Source organism: Trichocoleus sp. DQ-A2 (assembly GCF_039961915.1).
GTDB lineage: Bacteria > Cyanobacteriota > Cyanobacteriia > Cyanobacteriales > FACHB-T130 > FACHB-T130.
In genome coordinates, this window is record NZ_JAMPKD010000030.1 from 35,799 (window position 1) to 58,134 (window position 22,336).

General features: G+C 47.7%; 23 protein-coding genes and 1 pseudogene. 12 read left to right on the forward strand and 12 right to left on the reverse strand.

Annotation, left to right across the window (positions count from 1 at the left end):
• Positions 1–45 precede the first annotated feature (45 nt).
• Complete coding sequence (locus tag NC997_RS23660) at positions 46–1,770, forward strand: glycosyltransferase family 39 protein (RefSeq protein ID WP_190525254.1); 1,725 nt, start codon at positions 46–48, stop codon at positions 1,768–1,770.
• Here NC997_RS23660 and NC997_RS23665 read toward each other — a convergent pair.
• Positions 1,767–2,405 (reverse strand): hypothetical protein, encoded by a 639-nt coding sequence (locus NC997_RS23665; RefSeq protein ID WP_190410468.1) that lies wholly within the window; start codon positions 2,403–2,405, stop codon positions 1,767–1,769. The two genes, NC997_RS23660 and NC997_RS23665, sit on opposite strands and share 4 nt — an antisense overlap.
• Before the next feature lie 206 nt (positions 2,406–2,611).
• On the opposite strand from NC997_RS23665, the gene NC997_RS23670 reads away from it, so the two are divergent.
• Positions 2,612–3,046: a hypothetical protein gene (locus NC997_RS23670; protein WP_190410892.1), complete on the forward strand. Its 435-nt coding sequence runs from the start codon at positions 2,612–2,614 to the stop codon at positions 3,044–3,046.
• Positions 3,047–3,126: 80 nt separating this feature from the next.
• Here the strand turns inward: NC997_RS23670 and NC997_RS23675 are convergent, their stop codons facing one another.
• The 3 genes from NC997_RS23675 to upp form a co-directional block, all read right to left on the reverse strand.
• Positions 3,127–3,408, reverse strand: a complete 282-nt coding sequence (locus NC997_RS23675) for a YggT family protein (RefSeq protein WP_190410467.1) — start codon at positions 3,406–3,408, stop codon at positions 3,127–3,129.
• Between the two features lie 78 nt (positions 3,409–3,486).
• Positions 3,487–3,882: a hypothetical protein gene (locus tag NC997_RS23680; protein WP_190525255.1), complete on the reverse strand. Its 396-nt coding sequence runs from the start codon at positions 3,880–3,882 to the stop codon at positions 3,487–3,489.
• A 192-nt stretch (positions 3,883–4,074) separates the two neighbouring features.
• Positions 4,075–4,725 carry a uracil phosphoribosyltransferase gene (gene upp, locus NC997_RS23685; RefSeq protein ID WP_190431668.1) on the reverse strand — a complete coding sequence of 217 codons (651 nt, stop codon included), beginning with the start codon at positions 4,723–4,725 and terminating at the stop codon, positions 4,075–4,077.
• A gap of 490 nt (positions 4,726–5,215) precedes the next feature.
• Here upp and crtH point away from each other — a divergent pair, with 490 nt between their 5' ends.
• Positions 5,216–6,739 (forward strand): carotenoid isomerase, encoded by a 1,524-nt coding sequence (gene crtH, locus NC997_RS23690; RefSeq protein WP_190525272.1) that lies wholly within the window; start codon positions 5,216–5,218, stop codon positions 6,737–6,739.
• A gap of 183 nt (positions 6,740–6,922) precedes the next feature.
• Here crtH and NC997_RS23695 read toward each other — a convergent pair whose 3' ends face one another.
• The 3 genes and pseudogenes from NC997_RS23695 to NC997_RS23705 all read right to left on the reverse strand — a co-directional run bounded on the left by NC997_RS23695 (position 6,923) and on the right by NC997_RS23705 (position 8,346).
• Positions 6,923–7,801: an IS982 family transposase gene (locus NC997_RS23695; protein WP_190525256.1), complete on the reverse strand. Its 879-nt coding sequence runs from the start codon at positions 7,799–7,801 to the stop codon at positions 6,923–6,925.
• 75 nt (positions 7,802–7,876) lie between these two features.
• Positions 7,877–8,140, reverse strand: a pseudogene (locus NC997_RS23700) (type II toxin-antitoxin system PemK/MazF family toxin); the annotation flags it as partial.
• The gene (locus tag NC997_RS23705) at positions 8,140–8,346 is read right to left on the reverse strand and encodes a hypothetical protein (RefSeq protein WP_190410464.1); all 207 of its coding nucleotides are present in this window, start codon (positions 8,344–8,346) and stop codon (positions 8,140–8,142) included. The gene NC997_RS23705 and the pseudogene NC997_RS23700, both read right to left, overlap by 1 nt.
• A 209-nt stretch (positions 8,347–8,555) precedes the next feature.
• Here NC997_RS23705 and NC997_RS23710 point away from each other — a divergent pair, with 209 nt between their 5' ends.
• Positions 8,556–9,869 (forward strand): pentapeptide repeat-containing protein, encoded by a 1,314-nt coding sequence (locus NC997_RS23710; RefSeq protein WP_190410463.1) that lies wholly within the window; start codon positions 8,556–8,558, stop codon positions 9,867–9,869.
• 259 nt (positions 9,870–10,128) lie between these two features.
• Entirely contained in the window at positions 10,129–11,082 is a 954-nt protein-coding gene (locus NC997_RS23715) for a glycosyltransferase family 2 protein (protein ID WP_190410462.1), read from the forward strand.
• Between the two features lie 126 nt (positions 11,083–11,208).
• Here NC997_RS23715 and NC997_RS23720 read toward each other — a convergent pair whose 3' ends face one another.
• Positions 11,209–12,210 carry a Gfo/Idh/MocA family oxidoreductase gene (locus NC997_RS23720; RefSeq protein WP_190525258.1) on the reverse strand — a complete coding sequence of 334 codons (1,002 nt, stop codon included), beginning with the start codon at positions 12,208–12,210 and terminating at the stop codon, positions 11,209–11,211.
• Between the two features lie 421 nt (positions 12,211–12,631).
• On the opposite strand from NC997_RS23720, the gene NC997_RS23725 reads away from it, so the two are divergent.
• Positions 12,632–12,928 (forward strand): ferredoxin, encoded by a 297-nt coding sequence (locus tag NC997_RS23725; RefSeq protein ID WP_190410460.1) that lies wholly within the window; start codon positions 12,632–12,634, stop codon positions 12,926–12,928.
• Between the two features lie 240 nt (positions 12,929–13,168).
• On the opposite strand, the gene NC997_RS23730 is transcribed toward NC997_RS23725, so the two are convergent.
• The gene (locus NC997_RS23730) at positions 13,169–14,785 is read right to left on the reverse strand and encodes a SpoIID/LytB domain-containing protein (protein ID WP_242033086.1); all 1,617 of its coding nucleotides are present in this window, start codon (positions 14,783–14,785) and stop codon (positions 13,169–13,171) included.
• Between the two features lie 299 nt (positions 14,786–15,084).
• Here NC997_RS23730 and NC997_RS23735 point away from each other — a divergent pair, with 299 nt between their 5' ends.
• The 5 genes from NC997_RS23735 (at position 15,085) to NC997_RS23755 (ending at position 18,032) form a co-directional block, all read left to right on the forward strand.
• Positions 15,085–15,348 (forward strand): sulfiredoxin, encoded by a 264-nt coding sequence (locus NC997_RS23735; RefSeq protein ID WP_190410890.1) that lies wholly within the window; start codon positions 15,085–15,087, stop codon positions 15,346–15,348.
• Positions 15,349–15,497: 149 nt separating this feature from the next.
• Positions 15,498–16,049: a DNA starvation/stationary phase protection protein Dps gene (gene dps, locus NC997_RS23740; RefSeq protein WP_190525260.1), complete on the forward strand. Its 552-nt coding sequence runs from the start codon at positions 15,498–15,500 to the stop codon at positions 16,047–16,049.
• A 145-nt stretch (positions 16,050–16,194) separates the two neighbouring features.
• On the forward strand, positions 16,195–16,809 hold the full coding sequence (grpE, locus tag NC997_RS23745; protein WP_190525273.1) for a nucleotide exchange factor GrpE: 615 nt from the start codon (positions 16,195–16,197) through the stop codon (positions 16,807–16,809).
• Positions 16,810–16,940: 131 nt separating this feature from the next.
• Positions 16,941–17,483, forward strand: a complete 543-nt coding sequence (locus NC997_RS23750; protein ID WP_190410457.1) for a Dps family protein — start codon at positions 16,941–16,943, stop codon at positions 17,481–17,483.
• A gap of 60 nt (positions 17,484–17,543) precedes the next feature.
• Positions 17,544–18,032 carry a hypothetical protein gene (locus NC997_RS23755; protein WP_190410456.1) on the forward strand — a complete coding sequence of 163 codons (489 nt, stop codon included), beginning with the start codon at positions 17,544–17,546 and terminating at the stop codon, positions 18,030–18,032.
• A gap of 267 nt (positions 18,033–18,299) precedes the next feature.
• Here NC997_RS23755 and NC997_RS23760 read toward each other — a convergent pair whose 3' ends face one another.
• The 3 genes from NC997_RS23760 to NC997_RS23770 form a co-directional block, all read right to left on the reverse strand.
• On the reverse strand, positions 18,300–19,076 hold the full coding sequence (locus tag NC997_RS23760; RefSeq protein ID WP_190428694.1) for a DUF1350 family protein: 777 nt from the start codon (positions 19,074–19,076) through the stop codon (positions 18,300–18,302).
• A 182-nt stretch (positions 19,077–19,258) separates the two neighbouring features.
• Positions 19,259–19,780, reverse strand: coding sequence for a thermonuclease family protein (locus tag NC997_RS23765; protein WP_190525261.1), 522 nt, complete (start codon positions 19,778–19,780; stop codon positions 19,259–19,261).
• Positions 19,781–20,042: 262 nt separating this feature from the next.
• Positions 20,043–20,306 (reverse strand): hypothetical protein, encoded by a 264-nt coding sequence (locus tag NC997_RS23770; RefSeq protein ID WP_190525262.1) that lies wholly within the window; start codon positions 20,304–20,306, stop codon positions 20,043–20,045.
• Positions 20,307–20,590: 284 nt separating this feature from the next.
• On the opposite strand from NC997_RS23770, the gene NC997_RS23775 reads away from it, so the two are divergent.
• Positions 20,591–22,318: a nucleoside transporter C-terminal domain-containing protein gene (locus NC997_RS23775; RefSeq protein ID WP_190525274.1), complete on the forward strand. Its 1,728-nt coding sequence runs from the start codon at positions 20,591–20,593 to the stop codon at positions 22,316–22,318.
• Positions 22,319–22,336: the final 18 nt, after the last annotated feature.

Sequence of the window (22,336 nt, forward strand, 5' to 3'; positions counted from 1 at the left end):
CTAACTTGACTGCACTTTAACCTAAATTCTAATTTCGTCAATATTATGAGCCGAAGCTTCACAGTTCCTAAATCATCGCGGCGCTGGTTGTCGCTGGAGATGTTGCTCCTAGGCGCGATCGCGATCGCTGTTTTGTTAAGAATTATCTATCTAGGCAGCCGAGAATTTTGGTACGACGAAGTTCTATCCCTGATCCTCGCCAGCGGTCACGGCGTTGACTATCAAGCTCCGGGAGCGCAACCCGTCAACCTGCGGGACTACAGCGCTTTATTGATCCCACGAGCCGGTGATGTCGTAGGAACGATCAAAGATGTCTATAAAGGTATCTTGGGCGATGTCCATCCGCCCCTTTCTTATTTCAGCCTGTACTTCTGGCTACAGCTATTTGGCAATAGCGAAGCTGCCTTACGAGGTCTAGGCGCATTGCTGAGTGTAGGTGCAATTGGCGGTGCTTACGGATTAGGACGTTTTGTGATGGGACATCGCGGCGGACTGATTTTTGCTGCCTTACTCGGTACAAATCCTTTCTATTTATTCCACTCTTTAAATGCCCGGATGTATGGCCCGCTGATTTTATGGACGATTCTCAGCACCTGGGCAATGCTGCATCTGGTTGACACAAAAGGAGCAACAGAGAGTGTCCGAGCCTCCGAGTGGGAAATTGAACCAGACGCCACGCCATCATCCCATCATCCCAGCAACCGCTCATCGATTCTCTGGAGTGCGATTCTGATTGTTTCAGTCGCTGCTGGACTGCTGACGCAGTATCTTTTTGTCTACTGGGTGATGACCCTAGGCATCTTTGTCCTCATCTTTGACCGGCGGCGGTGGTGGCAGCACGGATTGCGTTTGGGGGCGGGTGTATTGCTGTGGATGCCTTGGTTTGTTTGGGGAACTCGGAAGCAGGGGCGTCTGGGTGAAGTGGGCAATCAGTTTTCCAAGGGAAATCATTTCGCAGATGTTACCCAAACCTTGAGCAGTCACTTGTTACTGGGAGACTGGGTGGGAGATGTCGTCAAAACTCCCGCAGAAGCGACCCTCGCGATTGTGGCAGGGTGCCTGATAATTTTGTTACTAGCCGGGTGTACCTTTAGCCTCTGGCGGCAAGGAAAGCGTCGTACCTTATTCATGGCTTTGTCACTGGGAATTTTGCCCCTGTGCATTGCATTTGCAGTGGATATTCTCGCTGGCAAATACACGATTGGCTTTGGCGGTGGAAGGGCACTGATTTTTGTTTTGCCTGGATGCTTGCTATTAATTGCTTTATGGCTGGAACGGGCGGCGGGACGCTGGCGCGGAGTAGCGGTAGCAGGTTTGCTGCTGTTGTATCTGGGCATCAGCATCGGGGACTTCAGCACGAGAAACCGCTCGATGTTCCATCAGATAGCAGATTTGATTCAACAGGAACCTACAACGCCAACTTTAATCGTGATGAACTCCCGCGCTTGGGGTCACATTCTGCGTTTGGCTTATTATCTTCCTCCCACTGCCCCGGTTCAGCTATTAGCCCAGCATCCTGCCGACCTTGCACCTGCTTTAGAAAAAGTTCTGACAAGCGGACAAGCAACGCAATATCCTCGGATTCTCTGGTTAGAGAGCGCTCGTCCTGTGAATAAGGCTCCCAAAACGGAGGCAGAAAAACAGCAAATTCAGCAGGAAATCCAGCGAGTTTTGCAATCTCGTTACCAGTTGGCGCAAACGCAGCAGCTATCGGGAACCACGATTCTGGATGAGTTTGCGGTTAATCTTTACAAGAATCGGAATCTCTAATTTTTGGGCCATTGCCAGTTAAAACGATTCCATTCGTAAATGCCTTGAATCTCATACTCGCTGCCATTCTCAAACCGGATAATGCAGTTAGTATGAGAGACCCCGCTCTCTGTGGTCTCGTAAACCCCAACCACCGTGCAGGGAAACCATTCGCGGCTACAGGGGCCGTTTTCTTGCACCCACTCCCACAGACCATTAGAAACCTCAATGCGATCGCCTACTTTCAGCTTTAACCCTTGCTTGCCCTCCCGCTCATAATACTCAGCCAGATGAACCGGCTGAATGCGATAGAGCCACCCAAAGCCATAGCGATCGCGTAAAAATTGCATCGCTCCCGAATCTTGATTATTTAACCAGTCATTGAGTAAGGTAATCTTCCAAGAGCGATTTTGTCTTTCTTGTTCCTTGACAAATTGCAGTAAAGCTTTGACTTGTTCTGCTGTAAGTTCCTCCAATGGATTCGCACCATCGGCATTTTCATCACCACTCGCCGGGTTCTCCCCTTGGGCACCCAGCAGTTCCTTGACAAGAACTTGCAGCAGAATTTGCTTCTGCATATCGCTGAGAGGATATACAGCCTCCTCACATAGACTAAATGCTGCTTGCAGTGCCGCTTCAATCTCAGATCGGGTCACAATCAATTCCTTACTTTGGAATGGATCGCCACACAGCAGAGCTATCTCGGTGATTCTGAGTGGGAATGCCCAGACTTAGAGCGCTCATTAAGGGCGATCCCCTATTATCGCAGAATTGTCAAGATATCCCGAAGCTCCTGTTTGACTAGATTCGCGCTAAGCTGAGGGGTGAAGTTCCCAAAAAACCTGAAGTCATGGTACGGTTTATGCGATTTCGAGCTGTGTCTATTTTTTTCATCTCTTGCCTTATCGGAGTTGTGAACTTGCTGTTTACTCCTCCGGCTTTGGCATTGACACAGATTAAACTGTCTGAACTTTCCTACCATGACTGCCCATCTGAGTTAGCAGATGGGGCGGTTATGAGTACCGGCGCTTCCAGAGCTGCGAGTTGCTACATTGTTACCGGCAAAGCTCAAAATGACTCTGATAAATATGTCTACAACGCCGATATTTTTGGTCGCATTTACGACGCGAATGGCGACTCGGTAATGCAAAACCGAACGCGCCTCGGTTCGATCGAAGAAGTACCGCCTGGAGTCAGCGATTTTGAACTCAGGATCTCGGTTGCTGCAAACCAGCCGACACCCTTACAGCTCAAGCAATTCAAAGCCGCTGGATTTAACGGTACAGTCCGCCGTTAACAAGCCCGCCGTTAACATCTGATTGCAAGGATTTTAGATTATAGATTCACTCCAAAATCCAAATCTAAAATCCTTTGACCCTAAAAACCCGGAGTGAATTGAATGCTGGAGAACAATCCAGCCAGAATTTGCAGCACAAAAATCGCTAAAATCGGGGAGATATCCAGACCACCCAACGGCGGAATAATCGAGCGAAAAAGGTTGAGGTAAGGGTCTGTAATTGGACTCAAGGTAGAAGCTATCTGGTTCATCCAATTGACTGTCGGAAACCAAGTTAAAAGAATCCGTACAATCAATATGAACATATACATGTTCAGAAAGGTGGAGATCGTATTGATCAGTAATTCAGCTGAAGAATTCATCGGTGTTGAAGGTTCCTTGTTAAAATTGGTGAACGCTTGAAACTTGAAGACAGTTTAACGGATTTACCGGATTGAAACTTAGGAATCTTGATTAAGCGATGTTCCTAGGGAACGACCCCTTTCAGAAATTCGTGCTGTATCTGAGGAAGAAAATCGCTCCCGCTCTAGTTCTGTACTTTTGCCATTTACAGTGCCTAGCTGTGTCCGGACTTCATCAATTGCTGCATTTAACTGAGCAATTTTATCCTCTAAGCCTCGCCGTGCAAATTCAATACTTTCTGAATCCTTTAGCTGACGCTTTTTCCCCTTGCTCAACTTCGCTTCTGACGAGCCAGGATTGAGCAGAGAGGCGTCAGTTGTGTCAGTTTCGGACGCGCGTCCAGAAGCAACCAGCGCTCCGACAATTCCACCGACTAGACCGCCAACTATCGTTCCAGCCAGAAATCCACTGCCAAAACTATCGCGCTGACTCATCTTAAAATTACCGTTGTTTTTTTTCTTGTTGCAACTGTTTTCAGGTTAACTTTTTGCTGACCTCGATGCCTACCAGTCTAAGGAGTCATCTGTTCAGTTGTCAGTCGTCCTAAGTAAGAAATCTGAACACAGATTTCATCTTTGATTGCTCATCTTTTGGATCGTGCGTTGGATACCGCTTTGGATACCGCGTCAGGTGCCAAACGTGCGATCGCCTGCATCTCCCAGCCCCGGTACAATATACCCGTGGCTGTTCAAACCCTCATCAATCATTGCCGTATAGACAACCAAGCCCGGATACGCGACAGAAAGCTGTTGCAGGGCGGGTGGCGCTGCTACAACCGAAATAATCCGCATTAAAGCTGGGTCAACGCCTCGCTGTGTCAGTTCTGCGATCGCCCTCATCATGGTTCCACCCGTCGCCAGCATCGGATCGCAAATTAAAACCCGCGTTTGAGGGTCAAGCCGTTCCGGCAATTTATTCAGATAACAGCTAACTTCCAGGGTTTTCTCATCCCGCACCAAACCGATATGGTAAATCGATGCCAAAGGCAGCAACGTCTGCGCCCCGTCTAATAACCCCAATCCTGCCCGTAAAATCGGCACCACAACCAGTGGCACCTCTGGATTGATAAATGTAGCAGGACATTCAGCCAGGGGCGTCTGTACGGTTGTTTCTATCGTCGGCAACCATTCTCTAGTTGCCTCATAAGTCAGCCAGCGCCCCAGTTCCGTCATCGCGCTTTTAAACAGCACCGATGGCGTCGCAGCATCACGAGCAACAGCCAGCCAATGTTTAATCAGTGGATGGGGAGGAACATAGACACGCAGTTGGAGAGTCATAATTGCGATTTTGGCAGTCAGATGCCAGCTCAAAGACCTGACCTATCATAGAACCTCCTGGGATGTCTGAAAACCCAGATTGATTCTGGGTTCGGTTTCTTTGTCACCAAACCCCACGCCAAAAGCATTTGTGGGGTAACGAAAAGCCCACAATTCCAACTAACTTGGTTTTTTCTATTGAAAATAACTTGCAATAGTATTGACATATATTTTCAACAAGGCTATATTTATTTTCAGTGTTCTCCTCTCATTAAGGATCGGCAGGTGGGGCTGGTTAGCAGTAGCAAGCTAGTCCCCATTTTTTTTAAGAGGCAAGACACAAGCCCAATAAAAGCAGCCTTTAGCTCATGCAGTCGCTCATATGAGTCTGGTGAGATAAATTAGACACCAAAGGGCTTGAGTTATTGGTTGAGTTGTTGGCAGCGGGGCATTTTTGTGTTAATCCCTAATAGGGATTGAAATGAGTAAAATTTTCCCTTACTGCTGCCTCATGCCTTCAACTACCGTTAAATCTCCAACTGCACAAACGTTTGATGCCATCGTGATTGGCTCTGGAATTGGAGGGCTGGTGACAGCCACCCAACTGGCAGCGAAAGGCGCTGAAGTTCTCGTACTGGAAAGCTACTTAATTCCAGGTGGCAGTGCCGGATACTTTGAGCGGCAGGGATATCGGTTTGACGTAGGGGCGTCGATGATTTTTGGGTTTGGGACTCAGGGCACCACCAATCTGCTCACCCGCGCTCTAGATGCTGTGAATGTCAGTCTGGAAACCATCCCCGATTCCGTCCAGATTCACTACCATCTTCCCGCCGGTTTGGATCTAAAAGTTCATCGCAATTATGAGAAGTTTTTGCAAGAACTCACTGCCTACTTCCCCCACGAACGGGAAGGGATTCGACGCTTCTACGACGAATGCTGGAAAGTTTTCAACTGCCTGAATGCGATGGAATTGCTGTCGTTGGAAGAACCCCGGTATCTGACACGGGCATTTTTTCAGCATCCCTTAGCCTGTCTCGGCTTGGTAAAGTATTTGCCTCAAAATGCTGGTGATATTGCAAGGCGATACATCAAAGACCCGCAGCTACTGAAGTTTATCGACATGGAGTGCTACTGCTGGTCAGTTGTCCCCGCTGACCGGACACCGATGATTAATGCAGGGATGGTGTTCTCAGACCGGCACTACGGCGGCATTAACTATCCTAAAGGGGGTGTAGGGCAAATCGCCCAAAAACTGGTGGAGGGACTGGAAAAAGCTGGGGGACAGATTCAGTACAAAGCCAAGGTGACGAAAATTATTACCCAAGAAGGTCGAGCGGTAGGCGTCGAGTTGGCAAATGGAAAAGTCTATGGAGCCAAGCGGATTATTTCCAATGCAACGCGCTGGGATACTTTCGAGAAGTTACTGCCAGCGGAAGAAATGCCAGCGGCTGAGAAGAAGTGGCAAAATCGTTATCAGAAATCGCCGGGTTTCTTAAGTTTGCACTTAGGCGTTAAGGCAGATGTGCTGCCGCTTGGTACTGATTGTCACCACATTTTGCTAGAAGATTGGCAGAAGATGGAAGCGGCGCAAGGCACGATCTTTTTGTCGATTCCTACGTTACTCGATCCGGATTTAGCACCAGAAGGTCATCATATTCTGCACGCCTTTACCCCTGATTGGATTGAAAATTGGCAGGGACTTTCTTCTAGCGAATATGAACAGAAAAAGGAAGAGGCAGCAGGACGAATCATTGAGCGGCTAGAGAAGATTTTCCCCGGTTTAGATGCAGGGTTAGATTATCTGGAAGTCGGGACGCCCCGCACGCATCGGCGCTTTTTAGGTCGTGCAGATGGGACGTATGGCCCAATTCCTAGAAACAAGTTATTAGGACTATTGGGAATGCCATTCAATCGAACTGCGATTTCGGGACTTTATTGTGTGGGAGACAGTACGTTTCCAGGGCAGGGTTTAAATGCGGTGGCATTTTCTGGTTTTGCTTGTGCCCATCGCGTGGCGGTAGATTTGGGGTTGTAAGGGTTTTATCGAACCCCAGACGACTCCCTAGGGAGCAGAGGAAAGAAAACAGCGGATTTCTGGCTGCTGATTGCACAAGTTACATTATTTGAAATGCCCGAATCATCACTTCGTTCAATTGTTGCATTTGCAGAATACCCAACTCTCCTAAGCGTCTGATGATTAATCTAACCTGAGTTCGGGTTAAGCCGGAGGGAGGAAAAACGCATTGATATTGAGAGAGGGCTTCTTAGGCTGATGGCAATAGGCAATTAATCCACAGACCAAATTCACCAAGAAATTGACCGGACTGCGATGCCTAGAATGCTCAATGTGAGAGATGTTTTTCAATTGGTCGATAATTGTCTCAATTATGGAGCGTTTGCGGATAAGCAGCTTATCTATCAGTGGCATCAGCTTATTCTTCATATTGCGCTTCGGCTTAGTAATCAGTTGAATCCCCATCTGGGTTAATAGCTGCTCAAACAACTTTTGCGATATATACCCTCGGTCAGCCACCACCTTACCAGACAACCCTTTGAGTAGAGTCAGCACAGGCTTACGGTCATCTATATTGCCAGCAGTGACAGCGATATTCAGCAGTTCCCCTTGGTCATTACAAACCAGATGTAGTTTAAAGCCGAAGAACCAATCTACACAAGTCTTACCTCGCCTGCCGATATCCTTGAACACCTTGTGGCTTTTGATTCGTCGGTTATGACAGACCGCAATCTTGGTCGAGTCCATTACAGACACACCTGTACACTGACCAAAACAACTGTGTAGATAGGTACTTAAAGGAATCAGGGTGGAAGGCATCCATTCTACAAAGCGTTGATAACTCACCAACTTGGGAAAGGCTGCACTCCACTGTCCATGTACCTTCTCTTGGTAAAACGCTTTAAAATTCCGGTAATGAGATTGATGAAATGCAATCTCGATGGTCATAATTTCGCTCAGGCACAGTTGACGATGGCGGTGGCGATGTTTGAGTGCATCCCTCATCAGTTGTTTATGCCACAAAGGTTCAAAAAGAAGGCAGAAATCATCGACAGAGCAAAAAAGTTCTTCTAGACTAAGCATGGGACGAGCCTGTAAAGCTGTTGTGTGATGACTTTTAGCTTACTCGCTTGTCCCCTCCTTATCCCGAACTCAGGTTAATCTACGTTCAAGGGTAGCAATTCGAGTTACCCTAACTTTAGAAGAAACTAGCAATCCCGTGCAGGAAAATTCTGCGTCTGAAATATTGAGAGCAAATTCTTCAAGACTTAAGCTGGTGGCATTTTGAGAGGAAATGAAGCAAAGAGTCACTTCATCTATTGCAGAACTTGCCGTCAGCACTAACGCAGGACGTAATTTTGTTGTACTTAAGTCTGTAAAGGGAAAATTAACTAGGACAATATCTCCTTTTTTAAGTCTCACTAGATTGCTTCTCCATCCTCGAGGGTGTAAATATCAGGTTCATTGTGGAGAAAATCAAAAGCTCCTCCGCTTTGTACAAGGTGCGCTAATTCAAGGGTTGAAGGGTAGGGTATATTGCTAAATAGTTTTTCTTCAAGTAGAGATCGCTCATCCGGTGGCAGAGATAAAATAACTTGGACTAGGGATTCAACTAATTGGGTATTCATGGATTATTCTCCTGGTTTCTGTTGAGTTGCTTGTTTTATGATAGCGATCGCGCCTTTCTCGAACTACAGGAAAAAGAGGAAACAGAGCGATCGCATTCAGCGCCATTTGCCCTTAACACTTGCCTGCTCTATTAGATAAAATCTTGTTGACTGCCACAGCCGCTACCATAAAGCATGGGTTTACTGCGCCTGCTTGACGAATTAACACAATGACGACAGAGCCTAATCCTTCCCAGTCCAATTCACCGTCAAACGCTCAAGATAGTGGCAATGGTAACAGACCTGCTGTGAACAGCCCGTCGCAGATGCAATCGCTGACACCGTCCGGACGGAACCAATACGAGCAACATTTGGCTACCATGCCGCGATCGCTGGTGCTGTCCAAAAAGAATCCAGTTGTTCCGCAAGGAACGCCCATCGTCCTGATAGCGATCGCCTTAGTCATCCTAGGGTTAGCGATTAATAACTTCTGGATCGGGATATCAGGAGCGATCGTCGGGCTAGTCGTATCGCTGCGGATGCTATGGCTTGGTTTGGAACCCGTGCTGGATGAGATGCTACCGCCAAAACAGCGAGCTGTCATCGTCGCCATCGTCGGAACAATCTTATCGCTCATCAGCTTGCTCAAGTTTTCTGGTATCAACCAAAACATCGGCAAGTGGTTGAACCAGCAAAAATGGGATGAACTCGGTTCCCTGGCAGAATGGACAGGAGCTGTAGGGCAAATTTTCATTGCCGTCATCGCCGTATACGTGGCGTGGCGACAGTACATTATTTCCAGAGACTTGACCATTCAGCAAAACTCCCTGACCATTCAGCAAAACCTGATTACTCAGCAGCAGACGATCGATACTTATTTTCAGGGCATCTCCGACCTAGTATTAGATGAAGAAGGATTGCTCGAAGATTGGCCTCAAGAGCGGTTACTAGCCGAAGGGCGTACCGCCGCTATCTTGAGCAGTGTAGACGCCAGCGGGAAAGCCAAAATTCTGCGGTTCTTGTCCAGTTCTAAATTGCTAACTCCCCTAGAACGCGATCGCCGCCTAGGTCGAGCTATCTTTGACGGACTGGGAGGCTATGCAGAAGACCGCGTCAACGGCGTGCGCGTTATCGACTTAGGAGTCATGTTAGCGAAGGCAGATTTGTCTGGCACCGACTTGCGCCGCACAGACTTAAGCGAAGCCAATCTTGTTGGTGCTAACTTAAGCAATTGCGATTTAGTCAAGGCTAATTTCTCTCGCACCATCTTGTATGAAGCGAATCTTGCCGGTGCCGATTTCAAAGCCACCCGCTTGTTCTATGGTCCGGGGGAAACTGCGACCCCTCGCACTCATACTCAACCTCCCTACGCTAACTACAAAACAGGTGCTTATACGGGCGCTGTAGTAGAAAATGCCGACTTCACCGACGTTGAGGGACTCTCGGAAGAACTGCGCCAATATTGTTGTGCTTGGGGTGGCGAAAAAACCAGAGCCACAATTCCCGGTGGTTGCGAAGGCATTCCTAACAAATTGGAACGATAATTCGTAGCTGTTAGCGATTAGTCATTAAATAGAGGGACTTAATTATTTGCCGGATGAGTAGGGCGACTAAGCGTTACTCATCAAACCTTATCAATGTATGGTTTTGTCCCTCAATCCAAACGACAAAATGACAGGATTAAATTCAGTTATCCTACTTAGTCATCAGTCCTTTGCGATTGACGAAGAGCGAATAAGTAATGACACTTGACCAATGACAGCGATTCACTAAAAGTTATTGGCGAATCGTTAACAGCTAATTATGAACCCCAAATATTCCTTCATCATTCCCATCTATAACGAAGAGAAAAGCATCCCCGAACTTTATCGGCGGATGAGTGCGGTGATGGAGCGGCTAGATGCCCCAACGGAGCTAATTTTAGTCAACGATGGCAGTCGCGATCGCTCTTTGCAAATGCTGCGCGAATTGCATGAAAAAGATCCGCGAGTTTGCTATCTGAGCCTTGCCCGCAATTTCGGTCATCAGATTGCTGTCACCGCAGGTCTTAATTTTGTTCGGGGTGAAGCAATTGTTATCCTTGATGCCGACTTACAAGATCCCCCAGAATTAATTCCAGACATGGTGGAAAAATGGCAACAAGGCTATCAAGTCGTCTATGCTCAGCGCATCAAACGCCACAAAGAAGGCTGGTTCAAGCGCTTCACCGCCTATGTGTTTTATCGTCTTCTCAAGCGTCTGGCAAATGTAGACATCCCTACCGATACAGGCGATTTCTGTCTAATGGATCGACAAGTCGCAGATATCCTTAATTCGATGCCTGAGCGCAATCGTTATATCCGGGGACTGCGTTCTTGGGTCGGCTTTCCCCAAACCGCCGTCTACTTCGAGCGTCACCCCCGCTTTGCTGGCGAGGTGCAGTACACTTTCAGTAAATCTTTGTCCTTGGCAGTGAATGGATTAGTCTCCTTCTCAAAAGTACCGCTGCGGCTATCTACTTATGTCGGCTTATTCGCGGCAGCGATCGCTCTGGTGATGGCAATATTAGTTCTGTATTGGCGCATTTTTGTCCCCAATTCTCCTTTAACCGGGTTTACCCTGATTCTGGTAGCAATTTTCTTTCTCGGTGCCGTGCAACTGGTAAGTATCGGTATCCTAGGAGAATATATTGGGCGCATCTACGAAGAAGTCAAAGGCAGACCCCTGTACACTTTAGCGGAAGTGGCTGGTTTTAAAAATGTAGCGAGTCGCAAGTAGAAAAGGAAAGCTTTTTTAACGCAAGAAATGTAAATATTTTCATAAAATCTGGCAGAGATACTCTTCAAGTTGAGCAGGCGTTACAAAGTGCGTTAACACAAAGTTAATTGACTACCCTAACAGCGCTTAAACTAAAATTGTCTGCCCAGTTTCTGCTGAACGACGGGCGGCATCGGCAACTTTGAGGGCGTATAAGCTAGCCTCTGGGGTGACATACAGCTGTGTGCCTTCAATCAAGTGGTCTAAAACCATGCTGGTGTCTTTGGCAAATAAACCCCGACGCCCTGCCACTTCAATTGGTGTTGTCTCGTTCTCTTTGATTAGCTTGCCCTCATCTCCATCGAAAATTAATCCCCCCTGTTCTCCGTGAACCTCAAAACTTCGGGATGGTTGCCAGAGATTTTCCCCTTTTCCATAAATCACCTCTGCAACCACGCCGCTAGTAAACTTTAGCTGGGCTGTGCAAAAACAGGATTGGTAGAACGCCCCCTCGCCCCAATACCGTGCTTGACAGCTAACGGTAGCAACAGTTCCAAACAAATCAGTTAGGCGATGGATGCGAGAGAGGGCACCGCACAGAGGAAAACCAAACAATTCTGGGTGATAAGTCCAGCGTTGGGGTGCTGGGTGCTGGGGATTGATGGTGCTGTAGCGGGCGTAAAAGACTTCTCCAATTTCGGGTAAGGATTGCCGCAGTGCTTGATGCAAACCGCCCAAAATTTCTATATGCTCGACGTGCAGGAGTTGATTGCGATCGCGTGCTAAGGCAATGAGTGCTTCTGCTTCGGCAACGTCCAAGCACAGCGGATATTCGACAATAACGTGTTTGCCAGCTTCAAGTGCGGCACGCGCGATCGCTCCATGCTGCTGGTTCACCGTGCAGATGACGATCAAATCGATATCCTCGCGCCCCACTAAATCTTCCCAAGATGAAACGGCTTGGCAAGAGTAGGTTTGACTAAATTCCTTTATGCTGTCTGGGGTATGTCCGGCAACGGCTACTAGCTGGGTTCTATCTTGGGATTGAAATGTTTGCGCCCGGAGTTTAGCTGCATATCCAGTTCCCACCAGCCCGACACCGATTGGGAGCTTGCCAGACCACGCAGGATGAGACACTGATGTTGGCATTTTAAAAATGTGTTGTTGCTAACAGTAAAAAATCATCCGGTGATTAATCTCTAAATTTTTCAGTTCATCTGTCTGAATTTAAAGATTAATTGTTGTTATTAATTCTTTCTATAATTACAGCTAATATATTTACCCCGAAGAAGGTATCTCGATGTTCTTGAGGAATTGTCAGCTGAACATCGTATCACTGGTCTACCATTCCATTGATAAGTATAAGTAATTAGGATTGAATCTTAAAAGTTTATTACGAATACCATTCACACCATCTATTGATCTCGTGTTGAAGGCTCTGGTTTTTCCCGTAGTATCTAAAGAGGAAGTGAACCTAGTAAGCAAACCTTTACCTGAGCTTAGTCTAGCGAGGAAGGTCGCTCTACTCTGAATTACTACTGCCATTTCGACTACTTGAGAGGAACGCTACATGGCTTATAAAGTAAGGTTAATTAACGAAGCCGAAGGGCTGGACACCACGATTGAAGTTGAAGGCGACGTCTATATTCTTGACGCCGCAGAAGATCAAGGTCTCGATCTGCCCTACTCCTGTCGCGCTGGTGCTTGTTCAACCTGCGCTGGCAAAGTGACTGAGGGTGATATCGATCAATCTGACCAGTCTTTCCTGGATGACGATCAGATTGAAGCTGGCTATGTCCTGACTTGCGTGGCTTATCCCAAGTCGGATTGCACCATCATGACCCACCAAGAAGAAGAACTCTATTAAGAAAACCAGTCAGTGGTTGGTTGTCAGCGATCGCAGACAAGAAAAAACAACGTACAACGGATATCAGTAAAAGACGCGCTATTATTGGCGTCTTTTCAAACCAGCAACTGACTTGTATGGGCGGGTTGATCGATAGGATGGACTATTTACAGATATCTGGATTAAACCCGCCGCCAAATAACTGACAACTTCTAAGCTTTTTAGCAGGGACACTCTTCCAGTGTCCCTGCTTGATTGTTTTCAGGAGTTGGGCAACGCTTTTGTATTTTGATCCGGGCCGAAGGTAATGGACTGATTAAGAGGCTGAATTTGGGCACCAGGATAGTAGAAGTTGAGAATCTGCTGACTTGACCAACCCGCTTTCGCTAAATTGAATGCGCCGGTTTGGCTCATGCCGACGCCATGCCCCAATCCGCCCCCAGTAAAGGCATAACCTTTTACGGTTTTGTCTGCGCCATAGATAGGCTGTAGATAGAAAAGGGTGCTGCGGGGTGGTCGGAAGGCACTGCGGATATCATCCTTATGGATCTCAACCACGCCGGTGTCGGTTTGCACCGCCAGTCGGATAATCCGTCCGGAGGGCGATCGCTCTGCTACCCGCAATTGCTTAATTGCTTTAAAGGGAGTATGGGGAGTCTTTGTCCGCTTGAGATAAAGCTGCAAATCTTGGGTAATCTGAGCGATACTGCTGGCTTTACTCCAGCGAAACCAATTGCCGCCAGTTTCGTGAAATCCTTGTTTCAGGCTGATAAACCGCTGGAAATTTTGTTCTTGAGCCAAAGACAACTGCGGGTTCCAAATTGTCCCAGATGAATCTACCACGGCTTGGAGATACGGGCGATCTGGGCCATTCCAGACATCATTAAAGGGCGCACTGATGCCACCGCTGGTACTGGAATAAAGGGCATCCACCAGTTCATTCTGGTAAGTTAGCACTTGACCTTTCGTCGCCGCGATCGCTTTGTCTGTCGTCGGTACAGTGCCGGTGAGACCCTTGTAAACTTGGCAGTGGGTGTCTGCACACAGTTCGTACCCATCCACTGTAAACCGCCGTAAGTTCCGCAGTGCATAAGTCCGAGCAATGATTGCCTGCGCTTCCGCCGCCGCATAGGGGGCACCGCCGTCCAGTTCGTGCGGTACAACGCCCCGCAGATAAATTTCTAACGGTACTTGATTGACCAGGGTGTAAGTGCCGTAAGCGTTGGGTTGCAGCCGCAACGAGCCAGCGTAGAGAACGCTATTTTTCGAGTTTTTGCCTTTTGTCACCTGGATCGGGTTTTTGCCAGGGATAATCTCTATCTGGTCGCGATCGTACCGAAAACCATTCACCACGAGAGACGCTTTGGGCACTTTCTGCACCACTTCCGTCTCCAAATACGCAGCGCGATCGCCTTGAGCTTGAAGGTTCTGCAACAGCCAGCGGCGCACTAAAGGCGTTTTATAAACATCGCGTTTTGCCCACACCTGCCAGCGTTCCGGCTGCGCTACCTCAACCTCAATTCCCTTGGCTTGCCACGCTTTGGCACTGTCTTCCGCCATCTCAAAACTCCGATAAATGCCCAGGACAAGCCGTTCCTCTAAAGCAGGTGCTGGTAGAGGTTGCATGGTCACTTCTAGCTTGGCACTGGTGGTTTGCAGGGTTTGTTGGCGATCGCCTGTATTAAAGCGCAACATCAAGCGATCGCCCGATGTTGCCTGCAACGTCATTTGGTCGGGTTCCTCACCAAATCGCTGCACAACCCCCACTTTCAGTTCCACATCATTGCTACTGGGTGCCGGTCCAGACGCCGCTGTGAGTCCTATCAGCCCAAACACCGTCAAAATGGTGCGGGACCAGTGACCTAAACGTTTTCCCATCCCAGCCGGACGAGTGAATTTCCGACTTTGCGATTTGGTTTTTACCAAATTCTGCCTCAAGGTACATCCCTTTTTTTGCATGGACTATCTGAGGATAGAAGATTTTTCTTCAAAGCTGACTCTATATTTTGTCTCAACCTACGCAGCTAGTTGTTCCATCTATTGTGATAGACGCCAGGACGAATAGATCGGGGATGAACGACAATCTTCAGCTTAATTTAAAGTATCCAGTTGTCAAGTCGAAGTCATTCCGAGTATGATTTAGAAAGAAACAACAGATGGAGACAGCTACTCGTCCTATGGTAAGGGTGCAAGAAATACCCCTGCAAAAGATTCATCGTCCTCTGCCGCGACAAACTGACCAAGCCAAAGTAGCGGCTTTGATGGAATCCATTCAAGAAATCGGTCAGCAAGAACCCATCGACGTGCTGGAAGTAGATGGAGAATACTATGGTTTTTCCGGCTGTCATCGATTTGAAGCTTGTCAGCGCTTAGGTCAAGAAACAATTTCTTGCCGGATTCGCCGCGCACCGCGCTCTGTTCTAAGAATGCATTTAGCTTGAGTATTCAAAAACAAGCTTTCCAGCTCAAAATTCAGCCTGTACTGCGAATTAGTATCCTCGATCGCAGTTTATCTTGTCCTAAGCGTGCAAAGATAATCTACAAAAGTCTGTGCTTTTCTATACACTTCCATCTAAAAGGATCAAGGAATATGAGTAGTATCAATCATCATCAACGTCTATACCCAACTAGCATTGACATTGCCGCAGAAACTCGCTCTAAAGTAATCGAGCTTCTAAACCAAACCGTAGCAACCACCCTTGACCTAAAAACTCAGGTAAAGCAAGCGCACTGGAATGTCAAAGGGATGGACTTCTACCAGTTACACCAACTTTTTGATGAAATCGCCACTGAGTTGGAAGAATTCACCGATCTATTTGCCGAAAGAGTCACCGCTCTAGGAGGGTTGGCAATGGGAACGGCTCGGATGGCGGTAGCTGCGTCTATCTTGCCAGAGTATCCGATTGATATCATCGACGGCAAAGACCACATTATCGCGTTGGCGGAACGCTTTGCACCTTATGCCAAGTCGCTGCGCCAAAATATTGATGCTTCAGCCGATTTAGGCGATGCCGATACCGCAGACCTTTACACAGAAGTGTCTCGCGCCATTGATAAGCGGTTGTGGTTCTTAGAAGCGCATCTGCAAACTGGAACGCTAACCTCTGTTGGCACAAGACAAGCAGTTGCCAGCAAACACTAAATTAGCTGTCAGATGGGGCGCACAAGCGGTGTGCCCCTAGGAGCTTTCAACCATTAAAGCGCACCTGCGGGGGCTAACTGAAAAAGCAAACGTGGTAAACGAAGCAGATTCCGTACAGCAATTTGCTCACCAGTTACAGCAACTCATGCAACTGGCGGGGATTTCCAGTTTTAAAGCCTTGAGTCGGCAAGCTGGAGTTTCAGAACGACAAGTCAAGCGACTGCGACTGGGACAAGTTTCGCAGATGCGAGTAGAAACCCTAATCAAGCTCTCCCAAGCGTTGAAAGTGTCAGTAACCGAGTTACTGACCACCTTTGGGGATAGGAAACCGCCAGCGCTGGGAGAGCAGATAAATCGGGAGCATGAGTTGGCGTCTTTACAGCAAGAGTATCAGCTGCTGCGATCGCTCTTAGAACAGCAGCGAGAAACTTTAATGCAGGAATTCCAGATGTCGAGTCTGCAAGTTTTAGAATCTTTTTTGTTGTATTGGCCTACCGCAGCCGCCAGAGCTTTAGAGAATCCCCAGATGGAAGCTGTGAAATTGCTGCCATTAGTCCGACCTGTGCAACAGATGCTTTCTCAATGGGGAGTGGAAGCGATCGCATCTGTCGGTGCAGAACTCCCTTACGATCCGCAGTTCCATCAACTCATTAAAGGAACTGCTCAACCTGGAGAAATTGTGAAAGTCAGTAATCTCGGCTACCGCCAAGGAGAGAAACTGCTGCACCGCGTCAAAGTCAGTGCTATATCCAAAGCTTGAGCCTACCCATCTGACTACGTTCAAACCCACGCAATATCAAGCGCTCGACTAATCTCCCCTTTGGCTGATGAATCCCCTGTATAGATTTGTTGCACTAGTAAGAGTGATTATCGCTGGAGAACACAACAATTATGCGTCCTTTAAACATAGGTTTAACAGAAGAGCAGCGTCAAGGCGTGACGGATTTATTAAATAAAGATCTGTCGGATGCCTACCTGCTATTGATCAAAACCAAAAAGTACCACTGGGATGTGGTTGGCCCTCAGTTCCGCTCCCTGCACCAGCTATGGGAAGAACACTACACCGCGTTGACGGAAAGCATTGATGCGATCGCTGAGCGAGTTCGCGCCTTGGGTGGTTATCCCGTAGGAACTGCGGAAGGCTTCCTGAAGTACGCTTCTATTAAAGAAGATCCGGGTACTCTTCCCAACGCATTTCACATGGTAGAAAACCTCGTGTCAGATCACGAACTGGTTATCCGCAACCTGCGCGAACACATCGATCAGTGCGGTGATAACTTCCACGATCAAGGTACCGCTGATTTCCTCACCGGCTTGATGGAACAACATGAGCAAATGGCTTGGATGTTGCGTTCCTTCATCGAAGGTGAATCCATTCAGCCAGACGGCAGACTCTCAGCAGAAGGTTTGAAAGTTCCCGTCAACATGAAGTAATTCATTCGGAAAAGTAGACACTGAGGAGGTAGATTAAGTTCTACCTCCTCAAGTTTTTTTATGCAGCCAGAACTGAGTCCTACTGAAGCAATTAAATTAGCTAAACAAGTAGCTAATTTGCTACCATCACCACCACGAATTTATCAGAATCAGAATGGGTGTGTTCAAGAATGGCCTGATTCCCCTGGTTCGGAAAATATTTTAACTTTACAGTATGTAGGCGGTGTTTGCATTCCAACTGAGTGCTACCCTAAGATAACGCTGCTCACTATTACCTTTGAAGGCGAAGCTGCTAAACAACAAAACGATTCGGTCACTCTAGTTCAAAAATTAAAGAATAGAATCTTTTCCCAAAAAAGCAATTCCTCCGTTCACTTACCTGTGGGAGGGGAAAACATAATATTTGTTTGTAAGTGGGACAGCCCGTATAAAAGAGGGGAACTTAAACACAGTTGGTGGTTTCATGTTGCTACAGACCACCAAGTTAAGTTTATTCTTGAGTCAGGAGATAATTTAATTTCCTACGATGATGGGCCGCCGCGTTGCTGAAGTAAACAATAAAATTAGTAGGACTTTCGCAGCTAGTTGATGCTCATCAAGAAAGAAAAGCACAATCTATTATTGTGCTTTGCTAATAGCAATCCTATTTGAGTGATGAGATGCCAGCAATGTCAGATACCCTAATTCTCTCTCGAAGCCGGAGATCTTGCCTTTAGGAATCCTTTAGGACTGCTATAACACGAGCTTTCTTTCTTGCCTTGTTCAGCCTACACGCAGCAGTTACACCATTGCTGCTACTAAATATTCAAGTAATTGTTAAGTAGGAGAGAAAGGCTGTAACCAGCGGAGAATTTCTCTTTTCAACAAATTCAGCTCTTTGTATAAAATTTCTTGCTTTACCCATTGACCAACAGCATCAAACGGTGTGAAGTCCTTTCCCGCTTGCCAATTGACATCTTGACCAAGCGGTGTAATATGACTTCCTGGTAACATTTGCATTGCTACCATCCCCGAAAATCGCTTCTGCAAAACCTCAGTTAAGCCAGTTGATTGGTCAAGCGTATCGTTAGAAAATTTAATCAGTAAATTTCGCGGAATACTGTATTTATCAGCGATCAACTTGTTAGTTTCTACCGGCGAAGGTGTAAACTCGACATTAAAAGCTGGGCTGAAATTAAACTGCTGCACAAATGGGATGGCTTCGCTTGCGGTGTAGTTATTAAAGGAAATCAGGATATTCCCAGCACGTTCCACTGAAAAAAGACTACCAATGAGTAAATGCAGTTTGCAACCCATGCTGTGTCCAAGTCCGTAGATTGGGAGATATCGCCGCCGCAATAACGCTTTTGCCCGTAATTGTTCGATGGCGCTATCGAAGCTCAGGAGAACGTTGCCTGCGATCGCGCTATGATCCAGCGTATTCACAAACGGCGTCGCAATCACCGCATAGCCTTGATTCCCCAGTTGTTCTAACAACCAGCGATAAGTGACGTGGGGTGCAGCCGCCACAAATGCGCCCCCAAGAAAATGCACAATTCCTACAGGATGTTGGGGAATTAACACCCAATTACCGGATATTTCTTTCCAGTCCATGAAGCGATATTCGCGTTGTTAATACTTCTTCATCTTAAAGCTTGCTTGCCGGAGGTGGGCAGCGATAAGCCTAACGACTTCACTTGGCTAACGCACTGACCAAAAGAGAATGCGATCGCCTTTGTTTGCCCAGCGCTTTTTGCTAAGACCCAAAGTATATTCCTTGTCTTCGTTCCCGCTCACTAACCGCGACTACCCTGAGTGCGGCGGAAATCCCACGGCATCATCGGTTGAGCTTGTTTCCAAAAACCCAAACGTTGCTTTTTAGCTGCTGCCTGTGCTTGTAGATATTGGTTTTTGGTAGCAGCGCAATTGTTTAAATGTTGCGGGTAGACAACGGCTTGACCTTCTTGCACCATTTGAAGGTTTACTGACTGATTGCCTCGGTAAACTTCCGCCACAGTGCGCCCAGACTTGTCTGTATTCACCACCCTTAGCCGCACGCTCTGACCAGGGGCTAGAAGCTGCTTGAGGCGATTAGCCGATCGATCGCCCCACGGTTTCTGCTCTCTTTCAGGCGCATCAATACAAGCTAGCCGAATTCTGAACTGTTTGTTGCCTTGGCTTACCGTAACATCATCTCCATCTCTAGCACTTACTACTTGAAATGAGGCGTTTTGGGCTAAACTGTTGCCGCTCAAAGAAACAAAGGCAATCGTTAACACAGCAGCAGGCAGGGTTTTTGCAAACGTTGATAGATTCATGGCAGTCGTTGTAAATGCCTTGTAAAAGATGTATGTAATTTCTAAATTACCGAGCTGCGATCCGAAGGCTGCGCGGTAGCGCAATCGCTCTTTTGTCTACGGCTAACACAATCGTGCGATAAGCCTAACGGCTTCGCTTCGCTAAGGCGCTCAACCAGAGAAAATGCGTGAAACGTTCGCGTAGCGTTCTCGTTCCTCGAAGGGGTTCCCGAAGGGTAGAGTCGCTATCCCGTAGGGAGTCGCGCTTTACTTCTATAAAGCATCACTCGTCAATCGTTGGAGGCTCGCGCTTTAATAAATCAGAGGGAGGGCGATCGTTACTCCATGCCCACCAGACACTACCGCACTGGCACTGATAAAACTCCTGCCATTTTCGGCGATAATCTTCTGTCATCACGGGCGATCTCCGGTTGAGCCAAACCTGTTGCGCTTCCCTGGAGGAAGCCCGACAGTTAGGACAGCAAAACTTGCGGGCGTGAGTAGCAGATTCGATCCATTTGGGAGGAACTGAGTCAAAAGCTTCCATGTATTGAATTTGTGGGTAATTAACTGCCCAAGAGCAGCATTCTTCAAGCTGGGACTGCTCTAGCTAAGTTGTTTCCTTGTGTTTAGGAATTCTTAAGTTTGAATAAGATACAGGCTTCTGTGCTTATTTTAAAGCTGTAGTAGTACTGAAGCGCCTCATTTTCAGTTATTGTCTTGGGTGTCCCGTGTCATCCTTCTCCAGGCGGGGATAAAGCCGAAAAACGCGCTCATTTGCAGGGGACGGCAAACTGGGAAGCACTCTCTCAAGAAATAAGGATTCAGCCCATGTCTCATCCTTTTTATCTCAACCTTATCTCCTTTTTCGGCCTTTTTGGTTTATGCGCGATCGCGTGGCTCTTTTCCGAACACAAGCGAATCATTCCTTGGCGCGTCATTATCTGGGGCATTGGTTTGCAATTAGTCTTGGCTTTTTTGGTGTTCAAGTTTCCCCCCACGCGAATCGCACTGGAGCGGTTTACGACCTTACTAGACGCGGTGTTTGTCGCTGCTGACACTGGGGCGCGGTTTGTCTTTGGGAGAAATATTGTCCCCATCCCCGGTCAAGATCCACCAATCAATCTTGGCTATATTTTTGCTTTTCGCGCCTTACCGACGGTAATCTTTTTCTCCGGACTGATGGCGCTCCTCTACAACATCGGCGTCATTCAAGTCATCACCGAGTTATTTGCCAAATTATTTTATTGGACGATGCGCCTGAGCGGGGCGGAAGCGCTCAGCGGTGCCGCGAATATTTTTGTGGGCATTGAGGCGGCGATTGTCGTTAAGCCTTATCTGCCAAAAATGACCCGTTCGGAACTGTGCGCGATTCTAGCGTGTTGTTTTGGTACGGCTGCCTCCTCAACCCTGGCAATTTATGTCAGTTTCCTCAGACCTGTCTTTCCGAACATTCTGGGACACTTAGTATCGGCGTCGATTATGGCTATCCCCGCCTGTTTTGTGATCTCAAAAATTTTAGTGCCAGAAACCGGAACACCGCTGACGCTGGGCGGTATTCCTAGCGAGAAAACAGCCAAGGAATTTGAGCAAAATGAGTTTGAGGAAGTCGAGAAGGAAGGGACGTACAAACAGGAAACAGTCGCTGGAGAACCCATCGAGCGAGTTAGCCCCTTAGATGCGGCGATTGTCGGCTCTTTGGATGGGGTGAAGATGGCAGTAGCGATCGCTGCCGTGTTGATCTTAATCTTGGGTTTAGTTTCTTTAGTGAATCAATTTTTTGGTTGGTTGGGCGGTTTACCCGGAGCAGTCGGTGACTTATTCAAAGTTGTCACTTTAGCAAATATTCAAGGAGTCTTGTTTTATCCCCTAACAATCTTAACCGGCGTCCCTTTTAGCGAATCTTGGACGGCTTCTGTGATTATTGGGCGACGACTCCTCGAAACTGCAATTCCTCCCTATCAAGCGTTAGCAGAAGCCGCCCAAGCCGGAACTGTAAGCGATCGCACGGTGTTAATTGTCAGTTATGCCCTCTCCGGATTTGCCCATCTAGCTTCAGTCGGCATTTTTGTGGGTGGCACCATTGCCCTCATTCCCTCGCGGCGCAAAGATATCTCCGAACTCGGTTGGAAAGCGCTATTTGCTGGCACGCTGGCGACAATGATGATTGCCTGTCTAGCTGGCATATTTGACACTGGAGATCCCAGTATTTTGGGTGTACAAGGCGCTCCTGCTTCCATCACCGCTCCTGCTGCTAGCCCAACGGTGTCTCCTGCTCCCGGTGCCACGGTTTCCCCTGTACCAACGTCAACACCCGTTAACCCAGCGATAACGCCCTTACCGGCTACAACGATTTCACCCGAACCAACGTCAACACCTGTTAGCCCAGCCCTAGCGCCCTCACCCGCAACTCGGCTGCAAGCCCCCGCCACAAAACCTCCGGCGACACCCAGAGCGACAACAACACCCAAGGCGACGCCTAGAGCTACCACTCCGCCCACTCAGCAAGCTCCTAAACCCAAGCCTACGGCTTCAGCCGTTCCGTCTCCCTCCCCCTAAAACTGAGGATTGTGGATT